Origin of the sequence: Streptomyces sp. NPDC047108, assembly GCF_040643575.1 — a bacterium.
Lineage (GTDB): Bacteria > Actinomycetota > Actinomycetes > Streptomycetales > Streptomycetaceae > Streptomyces.
Genome location: NZ_JBEYUP010000012.1, coordinates 20,424 through 34,703, shown reverse-complemented (window position 1 = coordinate 34,703; position 14,280 = coordinate 20,424). Strand labels below are relative to the sequence as shown.

At 71.4% G+C, this 14,280-nt stretch carries 13 protein-coding genes; 8 read left to right on the top strand and 5 right to left on the bottom strand.

Annotated features, from left to right (window positions below; genetic code table 11):
- Window positions 1-16 precede the first annotated feature (16 nt).
- The 5 genes from ABZ822_RS22310 to ABZ822_RS22290 form a co-directional block, all read right to left on the bottom strand.
- Window positions 17-1,087 (bottom strand): ABC transporter ATP-binding protein, encoded by a 1,071-nt coding sequence (locus ABZ822_RS22310; RefSeq protein WP_360856835.1) that lies wholly within the window; start codon window positions 1,085-1,087, stop codon window positions 17-19.
- 5 nt (window positions 1,088-1,092) lie between these two features.
- Window positions 1,093-2,004 carry an ABC transporter permease gene (locus ABZ822_RS22305; protein WP_360856832.1) on the bottom strand — a complete coding sequence of 304 codons (912 nt, stop codon included), beginning with the start codon at window positions 2,002-2,004 and terminating at the stop codon, window positions 1,093-1,095.
- Window positions 2,001-2,906, bottom strand: a complete 906-nt coding sequence (locus ABZ822_RS22300; protein ID WP_360856829.1) for an ABC transporter permease — start codon at window positions 2,904-2,906, stop codon at window positions 2,001-2,003. The genes ABZ822_RS22305 and ABZ822_RS22300 overlap by 4 nt, the downstream gene beginning before the upstream one ends.
- Window position 2,907: 1 nt before the next feature.
- Window positions 2,908-4,035 carry a spermidine/putrescine ABC transporter substrate-binding protein gene (locus tag ABZ822_RS22295; protein WP_360856826.1) on the bottom strand — a complete coding sequence of 376 codons (1,128 nt, stop codon included), beginning with the start codon at window positions 4,033-4,035 and terminating at the stop codon, window positions 2,908-2,910.
- Between the two features lie 149 nt (window positions 4,036-4,184).
- A complete protein-coding gene (locus ABZ822_RS22290; RefSeq protein WP_360856823.1) occupies window positions 4,185-5,330 on the bottom strand; it encodes an aromatic ring-hydroxylating dioxygenase subunit alpha in 1,146 nt (381 codons plus the stop codon).
- 368 nt (window positions 5,331-5,698) lie between these two features.
- Here ABZ822_RS22290 and ABZ822_RS22285 point away from each other — a divergent pair, with 368 nt between their 5' ends.
- The 8 genes from ABZ822_RS22285 (at window position 5,699) to ABZ822_RS22250 (ending at window position 14,004) form a co-directional block, all read left to right on the top strand.
- Window positions 5,699-6,106: a hypothetical protein gene (locus ABZ822_RS22285; protein WP_360856820.1), complete on the top strand. Its 408-nt coding sequence runs from the start codon at window positions 5,699-5,701 to the stop codon at window positions 6,104-6,106.
- Window positions 6,103-7,395 (top strand): NADH-ubiquinone oxidoreductase-F iron-sulfur binding region domain-containing protein, encoded by a 1,293-nt coding sequence (locus ABZ822_RS22280; RefSeq protein WP_360856817.1) that lies wholly within the window; start codon window positions 6,103-6,105, stop codon window positions 7,393-7,395. Before ABZ822_RS22285 ends, ABZ822_RS22280 begins: the two co-directional genes overlap by 4 nt.
- A gap of 14 nt (window positions 7,396-7,409) precedes the next feature.
- Entirely contained in the window at window positions 7,410-7,601 is a 192-nt protein-coding gene (locus tag ABZ822_RS22275; protein ID WP_360856815.1) for a ferredoxin, read from the top strand.
- A gap of 1 nt (window position 7,602) precedes the next feature.
- Entirely contained in the window at window positions 7,603-9,663 is a 2,061-nt protein-coding gene (locus ABZ822_RS22270; RefSeq protein WP_360856812.1) for an acetate--CoA ligase family protein, read from the top strand.
- 83 nt (window positions 9,664-9,746) lie between these two features.
- Complete coding sequence (locus tag ABZ822_RS22265; RefSeq protein WP_360856810.1) at window positions 9,747-10,919, top strand: acyl-CoA dehydrogenase family protein; 1,173 nt, start codon at window positions 9,747-9,749, stop codon at window positions 10,917-10,919.
- A 54-nt stretch (window positions 10,920-10,973) separates the two neighbouring features.
- On the top strand, window positions 10,974-12,146 hold the full coding sequence (locus ABZ822_RS22260) for an acyl-CoA dehydrogenase family protein (RefSeq protein WP_360856807.1): 1,173 nt from the start codon (window positions 10,974-10,976) through the stop codon (window positions 12,144-12,146).
- 163 nt (window positions 12,147-12,309) lie between these two features.
- On the top strand, window positions 12,310-13,170 hold the full coding sequence (locus ABZ822_RS22255; protein ID WP_360856804.1) for a 3-hydroxybutyryl-CoA dehydrogenase: 861 nt from the start codon (window positions 12,310-12,312) through the stop codon (window positions 13,168-13,170).
- A gap of 228 nt (window positions 13,171-13,398) precedes the next feature.
- Window positions 13,399-14,004: a TetR family transcriptional regulator C-terminal domain-containing protein gene (locus ABZ822_RS22250; protein ID WP_360856801.1), complete on the top strand. Its 606-nt coding sequence runs from the start codon at window positions 13,399-13,401 to the stop codon at window positions 14,002-14,004.
- The last annotated feature ends 276 nt before the right edge of the window (window positions 14,005-14,280 follow it).

Sequence of the window (14,280 nt, the reverse complement as noted above, 5' to 3'; positions counted from 1 at the left end):
TCGGGAGAACGGGCCGTCAGTCGAGGACCAGGCAGTGCTCGGGCTTCCAGCCGATCTGGACGTCCTCGCCGCCGCTCCAGCGGTCCTCGTTCCGCGACCGGTCGGTGTTCTGCTCCAGGACCGACACCGTGACGCCGGGGGCGAGGTCGATGAGGTACGTGGTGGTCGGGCCGGAGTAGACGGTCTCGCGGACCACACCGTTGAGCAGGGTCATGCCGGGCTCGAAGTCGGAGAGCCAGATCTTCTCCGGCCGCACCGACAGGCTGACGCTGCCGCCCTCGGTGAGACCGTCGCGGGCGCCGACGGGGAACGCGGCTCCGCCCTCGAGGACGACCTCACCGGAACGGTACGTGCCGGGCACGAGGTTGGAGGTGCCCATGAAGGAGGCCACGAACCGGGTCGCCGGGCGCTCGTAGACGTCCTCCGGCGTCCCGCACTGCTCGACATGGCCCTCGTTCATCACCGCCACGCGGTCGGACATGGTCAGCGCCTCGTCCTGGTCGTGGGTGACGAAGATGAACGTGATGCCGACCTCGCGCTGGATCTGCTTGAGCTCGACCTGCATCCGGCGGCGGAGCTTGAGGTCGAGCGCCGCCAACGGCTCGTCCAGGAGCAGGACTTGGGGGCGGTTGACCAGCGCGCGGGCCAGGGCGACGCGCTGGCGCTGGCCGCCGGAGAGGGTGCGCGGCTTGCGCTCGGCCAGCCCGTCGAGCTGGACGCGCTCCAGCATGGTGTGGACCCGCTCGCGGATCTCGCCGCGGGCGATGCCCTTCCGCTTCAGCCCGAAGGCCACGTTGTCGGCGACCGACAGGTGGTCGAAGAGGGCGTAGCTCTGGAAGACGGTGTTGACGTCGCGCTTGTCGGGCGGGAGCGCCGTCACGTCCTCGCCGCCGAGCAGGATCGTCCCGCCGGTGGGGTCGGTGAAGCCGCCGATCATGCGCAGCGTGGTGGTCTTGCCGCAGCCGGAGGGGCCGAGGAGGGAGAAGAACTCGCCGGGGGCGATGTCCAGGGTGAGGTCGTGGACCGCGTACGAGTCCCCGTAACTCTTGCTGACGGTGTCCAGCCGGACGGCGGGTGCTGTGTCCATGGGTGTCACTTCCCGGAGAGCAGATCGAGGCCGCCGCGACGGCCGAAGAGGCGTGGGATGGCCAGGGCCAGGGCGATGAGGCCGATGGAGCCGGCCAGCATCAGGGTTCCGACCGCGTTGATGGTGGGCTGCACGCCGAACCGGATCGCGGAGTAGATGCGCACGGACAGCGGCTGGGGGTCCACGCCGGTGGTGAAGTACGCGAGCACGAAGTCGTCGAAGACGAGGGCGAAGATGAGCACCGCGGAGGCGAGGATGCTCGGGAGCAGGGCGGGCAGGGTGACCAGGCGCAGGGCCTGCCAGCGGGTCGCCCCGAGGTCCATCGCGGCCTCCTCCACCTCCGGGTTGAGGGCGGCGATGCGGGAGCGCAGGATCACCGTCACGTAGGAGATGGAGAAGGTGATCTCCGCGAGCATCACGGTGCCGGTGGAGAGGGTGATGCCCATGCCCTTGAAGAGCAGCATCGCGGCGACACCGGTGACGATCTCCGGGGTGACGAGGGGGACGAGCATGATCAGTCCGGCCAGCGATCCGAACCTGCTGCGGGAGCGGACCATGCCGAGCGCCAGGGCGACGCCGAGGATCAGGGAGCCGGCCATGGCGACCAGGGAGACCTGGAGGCTCATGCCGAGCGAGTCGATCAGGGCGTCGTCGGCGAAGAAGTCCTTGTACCAGCGGAAGCTGAAGTCCTTGAAGACGGTCAGCGACTTCTGGGAGTTGAAGGAGAAGAGGACGACGACGCCGATGGGTATGTAGAGCAGCGCGAAGAAGGCGGCCGTGACGCCCATGGCGAATCGGGGCTTGCGGTCGGTGCCGCGGCGCCGGTGCTTGCCCGGCGGGCGGGGGGTCGCGGGGCGCGCCGCGGGCCCGCTGTCGGTCGCGTCGTGGTGGGGCCGGGTGGCCTGGCGTACGGTCATTGCGCCGCCTCCGCTTCGTCCTTGCGGGTGCGGCGCAGGTAGCCGAGCATCCCGATGAACAGCACGGCCATCATCAGCATCGTGAGGGCCGAGCCCAGCGGCCAGTTCTGCCCCTGGAAGAACTTGTCCTGGATCAGGTTGCCGATCATGATCTGGTCGGGGCCTCCCATGAGCTGGGCGCTGACGAAGTCGCCCATGGCGGGCAGGAAGACGAGGACGGCGCCGGCCGCGGCCCCCTGGCGGGTGGCGGGCAGGGTCACGAAGAAGAAGGTGCGCAGAGGGCCGCCGTAGAGATCGCGTCCGGCTTCGATCACGGAGACGTCCATGCGCTCCAGCGCCGCGTACAGCGGGATGATCATGAAGACGACGAAGCCGTAGACGAGGCCGAGGATGACGCCGGGGCCGGTCTGCAGGATGTGGGTGTCGTCCCCCGCGAGCCCGACGGAGCGCAGGGCCTTCAGCAGGGGGCCGTCGTCGGAGAGGACGACGGACCAGCCGTACATCCGCACCAGGTAGTTGGCGAAGAACGGGACGACGATCGCGGCGATCAGCAGGTTCTTGAAGCGGCCGCCGTACATGGCGATGGCGTAGGCGACCGGGTAGGCGACGACCAGGCAGATGGCGCAGGTGGCCAGCGCGTAGCCGAGGGAGCGGATCAGCACGTCGCGGTAGGCGGGGTCGGCCAGCGCCGTGATGTTGTCCAGGTTGAACCCGAAGCGCGGGTTCCCCAGGGGGTCGGTGGTGCCGACGGCGAGCGTGGCCACCAGCGCCAGGGAGGCGATGAGGAACCCGATCATCCAGAGGGTGCCTGGCACCATGAGCCAGGTCCACAGCCGCGCACTCGCGGCGGCGTGTCCGGTGCGGGGGCGGGCGGCCCCGCGGTCTTTCGTGGATCGATCCATGTCAGCCGGCCTTCACGTGGGTCCAGGCGGTATCACGGGCCTGCTCGTCCGCGGCGCTGCCGTTGCGGAAATAGAGGTCGGCCTTGAGATCGTCGGCGGAGACGATGCACTCGGGGAACTGCTCGACGATCGCGGCGTAGGTGTCCTCGGTGCCGGCGACCGGCATCGGGTAGCCGATGTACTCGATGTTCTTCTTCACGTTCTCCGGGCGGAGCATGTAGTTGATGAAGAGCATCGCCGTCCCGGGGTGCCGGGCGTTGGCGGGGATGGCGTAGCAGTCGGAGTTGAGGGGAGCGCCTTCCTTCGCGACCTCGAATCCGAAGAGGTCAGGCTTCTTGGCCTGGCTCAGCATGGTGGCCATGTCGCCCGACCACGCCTGCGTCATCGTGGCGTTGCCGTTGAGCAGGTTGTTGTAGCTGTCGCTGGAGAAGCCGCGCAGATGGGGGCGGAGGCTCTGCAGGGAGTCGGTGATGCGGTCGAGGTCGTCCTGGTCGCTCGTACCGAGATCGAGGCCGAGCTTGAGGGCACCCATGCCGAGCACCTCGTCGCGGTCGTCGAGGACGAAGACCCGGCCGCTGGCCCGCTTGTTCCACAGGTCGCTCCAGGACCCTTCGAGATCGTCGCCGATCCGGTCCTTACGCCAGCCGATGCCTGTCTTGTACATGGTGAAGGGGACGGTGTGCGCCGAGCGCTTGTCGTACCAGGGGTCCGCGAAGTAGTCGTAGCGGTCGAAGATCCGGTCGGCGTTGTCGAGCCGTGAGTGGTCGATCCGCCGCAGCAGGTTGCCGTCGGCCAGGCGCTGGGCCCATTTCGCGGTGGGGAAGATGATGTCGTAGCGGTTGCCGGCGTTGAGCTTGGCGACCATGCCTTCCATGGAGTCGTAGTTCGACTGGACGACCTTGACGCCGTACTCCTTCTCGAAGCCCTCGAAGACCTCGGGGGAGACGAAGTCGGCCCAGTTGAAGTAGACGAGATCGCCGTCGGGCCTGACCTTGATCGGCCGGTCCGGGTCTCCGTTGGCGGCGGGATCCTTGGGAAGGAAGCCGCAGCCCGCCAGGGTGAGGCCGACCGTCGCGGCGCTGCCGCTCAGGAAGGCGCGTCGTGACAGTGGTGGTGCCTCGGGGGACATCGGTGGTCCTCTCCGTAGGGGGCAAGCACTGATTCAGGGCGTGGTCGGCGCTGCACGGATGCCCTGGATCCGTGCTCGACCTTCTGGCCACCGGACGGTGGTATGCGCAGTGCCGTACGGGTACGGCCTAACGGGGAGCGGGTCATCGCTCACGCACCGTCGAGATCGGCCCGGATGCGACCGGCGAACCAGCCGACCGCCGCCTCACGCCGTGACAGAGGCCCCGGTTCGAAGCCTGGCGTCGTCAGCCCATTCTGCACACGGCTCACGAGTTCGACATCCTCGTCATTGGTGATCCACCCGATATGGATGTTGAGCCGTCGGGCGATCCGGGTGCGCAGGCTCGCACCGCGGCGCGTGTAGAAGGCGCCGGGCACGGCCACGCGGTCGACCGCCGTGGGGATGGCGGTCCATGCGAGCACATGGTCGGGATAGAAGTCGATGAGGGTGTTGGGGTAGATCACGGCGTACCGCCAGACCCTCCGGTCGGCCTCGGTCAGGCCGGGCATGGGGGTGGCCAGGCGCTGGTAGGCGCGCTCGGTCCAGTTGGACGAGGGCTTGTCCCGCAGCGGCGACGCGAAGAGCACGTAGTTCTCGTGGATCTCGCTGGTGTAGCTCTGGTAGTCCAGCAGTCTCATGAGGCCGGGGTGTGCCACCGGGACGTGATAGCCCTCGAGGTAATTGTCGATGGCGACCTTCCAGTTGGCGTTCTGCTCCTCGGCGCCGGCCAGGTCGTGGATCCGGGCGCGGCCCAGGGGCTCGAGGTCGGCGCCCGCGTAGTGGCCGATCGCCTCGGCGAGCCCGGCGCACTGCTCGGCGAGCGGTACGGCGTCGGGGTCGAGGTTGGCGAAGACGAAGCCGAGGAAGGACTCGACGCGGACGGGGAACAGGCCGAGCTTCGGCTTGTCGAGGCACGGGATCTGCCGGGCCTCCGGCGCGCCGACCAGGCGTCCGTCGAGCTTGTACGTCCAGCCGTGGTAGGGGCAGCGGATCGCCTTGCCGGACGGTTCCGGGCTGGTGACGAGCCGGGTTCCGCGGTGCCGGCAGACGTTGAGGTGGCCGGCGAGGCCGCCGTCCTCGGTGCGGACGACGAGCACCTCGCGGTCGGCGACGCGGGCCGCCAGGCGGGCTCCCGCCTCCGGGAGGTCGGACTCGTGGCACACGAGCTGCCACGACTTCGCGAAGATGTCCCGGGTCTCGGCGGGGACGAGGTCCGGATCGGTGTAGTAGCGGGCCGAGAGGGCCTCCCCCGGTGTGGCCTGCGTCGGCGGCGCTAGGGGGGCTTGGGGCTGCATCGGTTACTCCTCCATGCCGCACGGGCGATAGGTGCTGAGGCGGCCCAAGGGCGAGTCGCGGGGCCGGGATGTGCACCGGAGACCGCGCTAACTAATTGGTCAGTCAGATTGCGGGTGGGTTTCCGCACTGTCAAGACTTGTGAACTGACTAATTGGTTAGTTAGTCTACTCGCCACAAGCTGCCCCCCGGCGTGCCCATGGCGAACCGGCCGGCAGCCCCGGGCCCACCCATCACCCGGGTCATTTCTCACTCCCACATCGCGCCGGACCGCACCGGCACCCACATCCCCAAGCGAGCCCCACCGCGCCGCACCGCCCGAGGCGGCGGCCCGCGGAGAAGGCTCCCCCACCTCATCCCGGAGGCACGCATGAGCGGTCGTCGGAGTCTGGTCTGGCTCGGGCTCACCCCCGAACCGGAGCGGGAGTTGCCGTCCACGGTCGCCGTCCTGCGCAGGCCCGGACACCCCGCCCCGGCCCGGCCGGACCTGGCAGCCGCCGAACGGCGCCGCGTGGAGAAGCTGATCCTCCACGGCACCGAGCGGAGCTGGCTCCGCTACCTCGCCGAGGTCACCGATCTCGTCACGTCCGTCGCCGACGGGTCCTCCCACGGCGACCCGGGGGCCGCGCTGGTCGCCGGAGAGGTGGTCCTGGACCACCACCGCATGCTCATCGGCCTGCCCGGCCCCGGCTACGGCCGGACCGAGGAGGACCGCAGGGCCCTCGAATCGGCGGTGCGGATCCTGCGCACCCAGGCACGCGACGGAGGCCGGGGATGACCGGGATCCAGACCCTGATGCCCGACGGGCCGCCCGGCCTGCTCGGCACGGACCCGGCCGCGACGGAGAGCGCCGCGGCCTATGCGGAGGCGGGCGGCTACGCCGACACCCTCACCCCCGACCGGCTCCTGGAACGGCTCTCCGAGTGCGGTCTGCGCGGCCGCGGCGGCGCCGGCTTCCCCGTCGCCGTGAAGCTCCGCACCGTACGCGACGCCGGCGGCAGCCCCGTCGTCGTCGCCAACGGCGAGGAGGGCGAGCCCGGTTCGGCCAAGGACCGCTGGCTGCTGCGCGCCCGCCCCCACCTCGTCCTGGACGGTCTCGCCCGCGCCGCGGCGATCACCGGCGCCCGTACCGCGTACGTCTACGTCTCGGATCCGGCCGCCGCCGAGCGCGTCAAGGCGGCGCTGGGCGAGTGGACGCACGACGTGCCCGTCGAGGTGGTCGAGACCGCCCACACCTACGTCGCCGGCGAGGAGACCGCGGTGGTCCGCCGGATCGACGGCGGCCCCGCCCTGCCCACCTCCAAGCCGCCCCGCCCGTACCAGGAAGGCGTCGGAGGCCGGCCGACGCTGGTCTCCAACGTCGAGACGCTCGCCCGGATCGCGCTCATCGCGGCCCGGCCGGACGAGCGGGGCCACCGGACGAGCCGGTCGACGCTGCTCACCCTCTCCAGCGGCACGGCACGGCCCCTGCTCACCGAGGCGCCGTACGGCACGACGCTGCGGACCCTCGCCGAGGCCCAGGGCACCCCGGACGCGCGCGGCGCGCTCATGGGCGGCCTCTTCGGCGGGCTGATCGGCGGGGACTCCCTGAACCTCCCGCTCGACCCCACCACCCTCACCGCGGCCGGTACGTCGCTGGGCTGCGGAGCCATCCGCTTCCTCGGCCCGGGAGAGTGCCCCGCATCCGTCGCCGCCGACGCGGTCGACCACCTCGCCGCCGAAAGCGCGCGCCAGTGCGGCATCTGCGTCGCGGGCACGTCCTCGATCAGCACCACCCTGGCCGCCCTCGCCACGGGCAAGGCCGACGACGACGCCCCCGACAAACTCCTGCGCTGGTCCTCCAGCCTGCCCGGGCGCGGAGCCTGCGGCCTGCTGGACGCGTCCGCCGGCACGGCGGGCAGCCTGCTGCGCATCTTCCCGTCGCTGGTGCGCTCGCATCTGGACGGTCCCTGCCCGGGATGCGCCTCCTCCCCTCCCGACGGCCGGCGCCTCGTCGTACCCGTCCCGAAGATCACCGGGATCCGCTCACCCGAAGCGCGGATCCCCCGTCCCTCCCCCGCGCCGTAGCGAAAGGACCGACCGTGAAGCTGCTGCTGGATTCCACACGCTGCCAGGGCTACGGCCTCTGCCAGGAGCCCGTGCCCGACCTCATCGAGCTGGACGAGTTCGGCTACGCGAACATCGTCTCCCGGGACGTGCCGCCCGGGGACGAGGACGCGGCCCGCGCCGCCGTCGAGGCCTGCCCCAACTCCGCACTCCGGCTGGAGAAGTGACATGGGCCGCGACCTGACGGCGCTCTTCGACCCCAAGTCCGTGGCCGTCCTCGGTGCCAGCGACGACCCGGCGAAGTACGGCCACGCGGTGGCGGCGCAGGCCCTGCGCGCCCCTGACCGCCGCCCCGTCCACCTGGTGAACCGCCGCGGCGGTACGGTCCTGGGCCGCACCGCCGCCACCTCGCTCACCGAGATCGGCGAACCCGTCGACCTGGTGGTGATCTCGGTCCCCGGCCCCGGGTTCGAGGCCGCCGTCGACGACGCCCTGACCTGCGGGGCCCGGGCCATCGTCGGGATCACGGCAGGCTTCGCCGAGACCGGCGCCGCCGGGCTCGCCCGGCAGCGCGCCGTGGCCGACCGCGTACAGGCCGCCGGTGCGGTCCTCGTCGGGCCCAACTGCCTGGGCATCGCGGACAACACGACCGAGCTGTACCTCGCGTCGGACTCCTTCGCGCCCGGCGGCATCGCCCTGCTCAGCCAGAGCGGCAACCTCGCGCTCGAACTCCAGCTCCGCTGCGCCCCGCACGGTCTGGGCTTCTCCCGCTTCGTCTCGCTCGGCAACCAGGCCGACGTCACCCTCGTCGACCTCGTCGAGGACTGCGCCCGTCACGACGACACCCGGGCCATCGCCGTCTACGCCGAGGACTTCGGCGAGGGGCGCGCCTTCGCGGAGGCCGCCGCGGCGGCGGGCAAGCCCGTCGTGCTGCTCACGGCGGGGCGCGGCTCAGCCTCGGCGCGCAGCGCCCAGTCGCACACCGGGGCGCTCACCACGTCCGCCGACGTCGTCGCCGCCGCGTGCCGGGACGCCGGGGTCGAACTCGTCGCCACGCCGCGGGAGATGGTGGTCGTGCTGGCCGCGCTCGCGGGTGCGCGCCGTTCGGCGGGGCGGCGCACCGCGGTGTTCACCGACGGCGGTGGCCACGGCGTCATCGCCGCCGACGCCGCCGAGGCCGCGGCCCTGTCCGTCCCCGAGTTCGGCCCCGACACGCAGGCGCGGCTCAAGTCCGTGCTGTGGGAGCAGTCGGCGGTCGGCAACCCGGTCGACCTGGCCGGGATGGGCGAGCAGAACCCCCGCTCGTACGCGGACACCGTCGGCGGGCTGATGGCCTCCGAGGAGGTCGACGCCGTGCTGATGACGGGCTACTTCGGCGGCTACGCGGCGGCGGGCAGTGGTCTCGGCGGCGGCGGGATGGCGCTCGCCGAAGGTGAGCGGGAGGCGGCGCACGAGATCGTCGCCCACCGTACGTCGACGGGCAAGCCGCTGGTCGTGCAGTCGATGTACCCGCAGTCGCCGACCTGCCGGACGCTGTCCGCCGCCGGGATCCCGGTGTTCGACGCGACCGAGGACGCGGCGCGGGCGCTGGCCGCGCTGACGACGGAGGAGCGTCTCGACCGCCCCGGTGTCGCCGCGCTACCCCCGGCCGCGGATCCTCTCCGCGACCCCGGCTACCACGGGGTGCGGGCGCTGCTCACCGAAGCCGGGGTCCCCTTCCCCCCGGCCCGCGAGATCAGCACCGAGGCCGAACTGCTCGCCGCCGCCGAGGAGTTCAACGGCCCGTACGTCCTCAAGGCCCTCCACGTCCTGCACAAGTCCGACGCCGGCGGGGTCGCGCTGCGGCTGGACGGCACCGAGCAACTGCTGGACGCGTACCGGACGATGCACGCCCGGCTGGGCGCGCCGTCGTACTCGGTCGAGGCGATGGCGGACCTCTCGGACGGACTGGAACTGATCGTCGGCGTGAACCGCGACCCGCGGTTCGGTCCGGTCGCCATGGTCGGTCTCGGCGGCGTCCTCACCGAGACGCTCCGCGACGTGGCCTTCTCCCTCGCCCCGGTGCCCGCGTCCCGCGCGGTGCATCTGCTGTGGAGTCTGCGCTCCTCGGCGCTCCTCGGAGGGGTGCGCGGGCGACCGGCCGTGGACGTGGCCGCCGCCGCGGACGTCATCGCCCGCATCACCGACGTCGCCGCCGCGCACCCGGAGATCGCGGAACTGGAGGTCAATCCGCTGCTCGTCCGCCCCGACGGCGTCCTCGCCCTGGATTCCCGCGCCGTACTCGGCTGACCGCGTCCCCGCAGGGCCCCGCCCTGCAGACGGTCTCCCGTCCGTCCCCCGCATCTCCCCCTTGCCCCCGGAAAGGACCCCGCATGGACTTCCGCTACACCCCCGAGCAGGCCGACCTCAAAGCGCGCGCGGCCGCCTACACCCGGCTGCTGATGACCTACGAGAACCAGGCCGAGGAGGCGGGCGGCCCGCTGCCCGCCGACACGGTGCGCGAACTGACCCGCGCCGCGATCGACGCCGGTGTGTTCGCCATCAACATGCCCGCGAAGTGGGGCGGTCCGGGGCTGTCCCTCCTCGACCAGGTCATCGTCGAGGAGGAGTTCGGCAAGGCCACCAACTGTCTCTGGGACATCCCCTGGCGGCCCGCCAACGTCCTGGCCTACGGCACGGAGGAGCAGCGGGAGAAGTATCTGCTGCCGGTGATCCGGGGCGAGCGGTTCGACGCGTTCGCGGTGACCGAGCCGGGGGCGGGCTCGGACCCGTCGTCGGGCACGAGCACGGCCACCCGTACCGACGGGGGCTGGCTCCTCAACGGCGAGAAGTGGTTCGTGACGTGCGGCGACATCGCCGACTTCCTGCTCGTCCAGGCGGACGCGGGACCGGAGAAGGCCGCCACCCTCTTCTTCGTCGACAAGCAGGCACCGGGCGTGGAGATGACGCGGCTGCCCCGCTTCATGCACAACGCCGTGAACGGGCACCCGGAGTTCACGTTCAGCGATGTCTTCGTCCCGGACGAGGACGTGCTCGGCGGGGTCGGCAACGGCTACGAACTGACCAAGGAGTGGTTCACCGACGAGCGGCTGATGATCGCCGCCCGCACCATCGGCGCCGCGGAGCGCGCCCTGGAGCTCGCCCGCGACTGGGCGGTCGAGCGCAAGCAGTTCGGCACCCGGATCGCCGACTTCCAGCTCGTCCAGGGCATGTTGGCCGACTGCGCCGTCGACATAGCCGTCAACCGCGCCTACACCCACCAGGTCGCGTGGGAGGCCGACCAGCCGAACACCGATGCCAAGACCCTCCACGCCAAGGCCTCGACGGCCAAGCTCGCGGCGAGCGAAGCGGCGGGCCGCGTCATCGACCGCTGCGTCCAGATCTTCGGCGGACGCGGCTACGACCGCTCCTACCCCGTCGAGCGCATGTACCGCGAGTTGCGCGTCGACCGCATCTGGGAGGGCACCTCCGAGATCCAGCGCCTCATCATCGCCAACGAGCTGATCAAGCGCGGCACCCGGGCCCTCGCGCTGCCCACCTCCTGAAACCGCCCCCCGCTTCCGTCCCCGCTCACCCACACCGAACCCGCGAGGAATGACATGGACTTCCGTCTCACCCCCCGTCAGGAGGAACTCCGGAGCGCCGCACGCGGTCTCACCGAGTTCATCATGAAGTACGAGCTCGACTGCGAGGAGAACAACGGTCTCACCCCGCAGGCGCACGCCGAGATCCGCGACGCCGTTCTGGAGAGCGGGCTGCAGGCGATCAACATGCCCACCGAGTGGGGCGGCGCCGGGCTCACGATCCTGGAGCAGGCCACCGTCCAGGAGGCGCTCGGCCGGCTGACCGGCGCGCTGTGGGACATGGTGTGGCGCCCGGCGAACGCGCTGCGCTTCTGCACGCCCGAGCAGCGCGAGCGGTTCCTCGTCCCCGTCATCCGGGGCGCGCGCCGCGACTGCTACGCCGTGACCGAGCCGGGCGCGGGCTCCGACCCGCAGAACCTGGAGACGACCGCGACGCGCAACGACCGCGGCTGGGTGCTGAACGGCGAGAAGTGGTTCGTGACCGTCGGCGACCACGCCGACTTCATGATCGTGCTGGCCGCGGCCGGCGAGGACAAGGAGCCGACGCTCTTCCTCGTCGACAAGGAGACCCCGGGCATCGAGATGACCCGCGTGCCCCGGTTCATGCACACCTTCGTCTACGAGCACCCCGAGTTCACCTTCACCAACGTGCAGGTCGGTGAGGACGCGGTGCTCGGAGGCGTGGGCAACGGCTACGACATCACGCGCTCCTGGTTCACCGAGGAGCGGCTGATGATCGCCGCCCGCACCATCGGCGCGGCCGAGCGGGCTCTGGAGCTGGCCCGCGACTGGGCGGTGGAGCGCAAGCAGTTCGGCACCCGGATCGCCGACTTCCAGCTCGTCCAGGGCATGTTGGCCGACTGCGCCGTCGACATCGCCGTCAACCGGGCCTACTTCCACCAGGTGGCCTGGGAGGCGGACCAGCCCGACGCCGACCGCAAGAAGCTGCACGCCAAGGCGGCCGTGGCCAAGCTCGCGGCGAGTGAGGCGTCGGGACGCGTCATCGACCGCTGCGTGCAGATCTTCGGCGGACGCGGCTACGACCGCGACTACCCCGTCGAGCGGCTCTACCGCGAACTGCGCGTCGACCGCATCTGGGAGGGCACCTCCGAGATCCAGCGCCTGATCGTCGCGGGTGAACTCATCAAGCGCGGTACGGGCGTTCTGCACATGCCGACGACCGACTGACAGCGTACGGGCGGGCCCCGGCCTCCAGCCGGGGCCCGCCGGTATCCGCCCCCCCACCACGAGCGGGACGAGGCGGGCGCGAGGTGCCCCGGGGGCACGCCCGGCGCACGTCACGTCCCGCGCCACAGATCCGAAGAGGAATTTCAGAGCCGAAGGAGGGCCGATGGCGGACATCGAACGCGTCGGAATCGTGGGCTGCGGCCTCATGGGGTCCGGTATCGCCGAGGTCTGCGCACGGGCCGGACGGGACGTGGTGGTCGTCGAGGCCTCCCCCGATGCGGCCGAGGCCGGGCGGAACAAGATCGCCGGTTCCCTGGAGCGCGCCACCCGTGCGGGGAAGCTGTCCGCCGCGGACCGGGACGCGGCCCTGGCCCGTGTACGGGTGACCGCCGAGATGGACGAGCTGGCGGACCGCGACCTCGTCGTCGAGGCGGTCGCGGAGAACGAGGACGCGAAGCTGGAGGTGTTCGCCCGGCTGGATTCGATCGTGAAGCGGCCGGACGCGATCCTGGCGACCAACACCTCCTCCATTCCCGTCATCAAGCTCGCCGCGGCCACCGCACGACCGGAGCAGGTCGTCGGGCTGCACTTCTTCAACCCCGTCCCGGTGCTGCCGCTGGTGGAGCTGGTGCCCTCGCTGCTGACCGGCGAGGCCACGACGCGGGCCGTCGAGGAGTTCGCCGCCGAGACGCTGGGCAAGACCGTCATCCGCGCCCGGGACCGGGCGGGATTCATCGTGAACGCCCTGCTCATCCCGTATCTGCTGGCCGCCGTACGGATGGTGGAGTCCGGCATCGCCTCGGTCGAGGACATCGACCGGGGGATGACCCTGGGCTGCGCCCACCCGCTCGGCCCGCTCGCGCTCACCGACCTCATCGGCCTGGACACCACGCAGGCCATCGCGGAGTCGATGTACGAGGAGTTCCGCGAGACGCTCTACGCGCCTCCCCCGCTGCTGGCGCGGATGGTCGACGCGGGACTGCTCGGCCGCAAAGCGGGCAGAGGCTTCCATACCTACCAGTGATCTGCCGATGACCCGCCGATGACCTGCGGGCGACCGCACCCTGGCCCGGCGTCCGGATCCCGGCTGCGGCGGTGATGCGCGAAGATGAGAGGCAGGCAGGGGGACGGACGCCGGGCCGGCAGCCGCCGGACGAGCCCCGGAGAACCGCCGGGCGGGACGCCGGTGACGGGCCGGGCGACCGCAGGGCCCCTGCGGTGACGACGACGATCGGGGAGCAGCACCGTGTCCATGACCGAGCGCACGATCGAGACGCGCGAGCGGATCCTGTCCGCCGCATGCGAAGTGATCGCGGACGTGGGATTCGAGAAGATCCGCATGCGCATGGTCGCGGAGCACGCCGGGGTCTCGACGGCCCTGCTCCACTACCACTTCGAGAACCGGGAGAAGCTCTTCTCCGAGGCGATGACCCACTCCTTCGCCCACACGGCCACCGAGCTGGAGCGCGACGCCGACGCCGTCCCGGCCTCGGTCATCCTGGCCCGCATCGTGCACAGCCTCCTGCCCACCGACCCCGAACTGCGGCAGGACTGGAGGCTCTGGCAGGAGCTGTGGGTCCGGGCCCTGCGCGACGAGCCCGCCCGGGAGTTCGCCGTCGACCTCTACGACCAGCTCCACGCCTGGGTGGGCCAGGCGCTGGAGCGCGGCATCGAGTCGGGTGAGTTCGCCGAGCGCGATGTCTACGAGACGAGCACGCTGATCCTCGCCCTGTGCGACGGGTTCGGCATCCGTCTGATGCTCGGCGACCCGCGGATCAGCCTCGACGCGGCGAAGGCCGCGATCTGGGGCGCGGTCGCCGGATCGCTCGGCGTACCGCCGGAGTTCCCCGCGATCTGAACCGTCCGAGCCACCTGACCACCTGAGCCAGGCCGGACGCGGCGCCTGGCGCGGGTCCGGCAGCCGGCGCATGGGCTCGGCGGGCTGACGCGTGGGCTCGGCGGCCGAGGTGACCCTTCGCCGCTGTCGACCGGGCGGTTGACACCCATCGCCATGAGTGGTTGATTACTCACACGCAAGGGGAACGACGCTCCCGCCGATCTCGGCACACGGGGCGACGCCCCCGCGAGGCACCACCCCGCCCCGACGGACCGACCTTGGCGTCGACCGTTGCAA

Bases quoted from the DNA above. Each gene is read 5' to 3' on its own strand.
- ABZ822_RS22255 (WP_360856804.1), top strand. From the start codon at position 12,310: ATGGCGGACATCGAACGCGTCGGAATCGTGGGCTGCGGCCTCATGGGG.
- ABZ822_RS22300 (WP_360856829.1), bottom strand. From the start codon at position 2,906: ATGGATCGATCCACGAAAGACCGCGGGGCCGCCCGCCCCCGCACCGGA.
- ABZ822_RS22270 (WP_360856812.1), top strand. From the start codon at position 7,603: ATGGGCCGCGACCTGACGGCGCTCTTCGACCCCAAGTCCGTGGCCGTC.
- ABZ822_RS22295 (WP_360856826.1), bottom strand. From the start codon at position 4,035: ATGTCCCCCGAGGCACCACCACTGTCACGACGCGCCTTCCTGAGCGGC.
- ABZ822_RS22285 (WP_360856820.1), top strand. From the start codon at position 5,699: ATGAGCGGTCGTCGGAGTCTGGTCTGGCTCGGGCTCACCCCCGAACCG.
- ABZ822_RS22250 (WP_360856801.1), top strand. From the start codon at position 13,399: ATGACCGAGCGCACGATCGAGACGCGCGAGCGGATCCTGTCCGCCGCA.
- ABZ822_RS22305 (WP_360856832.1), bottom strand. From the start codon at position 2,004: ATGACCGTACGCCAGGCCACCCGGCCCCACCACGACGCGACCGACAGC.
- ABZ822_RS22310 (WP_360856835.1), bottom strand. From the start codon at position 1,087: ATGGACACAGCACCCGCCGTCCGGCTGGACACCGTCAGCAAGAGTTAC.
- ABZ822_RS22260 (WP_360856807.1), top strand. From the start codon at position 10,974: ATGGACTTCCGTCTCACCCCCCGTCAGGAGGAACTCCGGAGCGCCGCA.
- ABZ822_RS22265 (WP_360856810.1), top strand. From the start codon at position 9,747: ATGGACTTCCGCTACACCCCCGAGCAGGCCGACCTCAAAGCGCGCGCG.
- ABZ822_RS22290 (WP_360856823.1), bottom strand. From the start codon at position 5,330: ATGCAGCCCCAAGCCCCCCTAGCGCCGCCGACGCAGGCCACACCGGGG.
- ABZ822_RS22280 (WP_360856817.1), top strand. From the start codon at position 6,103: ATGACCGGGATCCAGACCCTGATGCCCGACGGGCCGCCCGGCCTGCTC.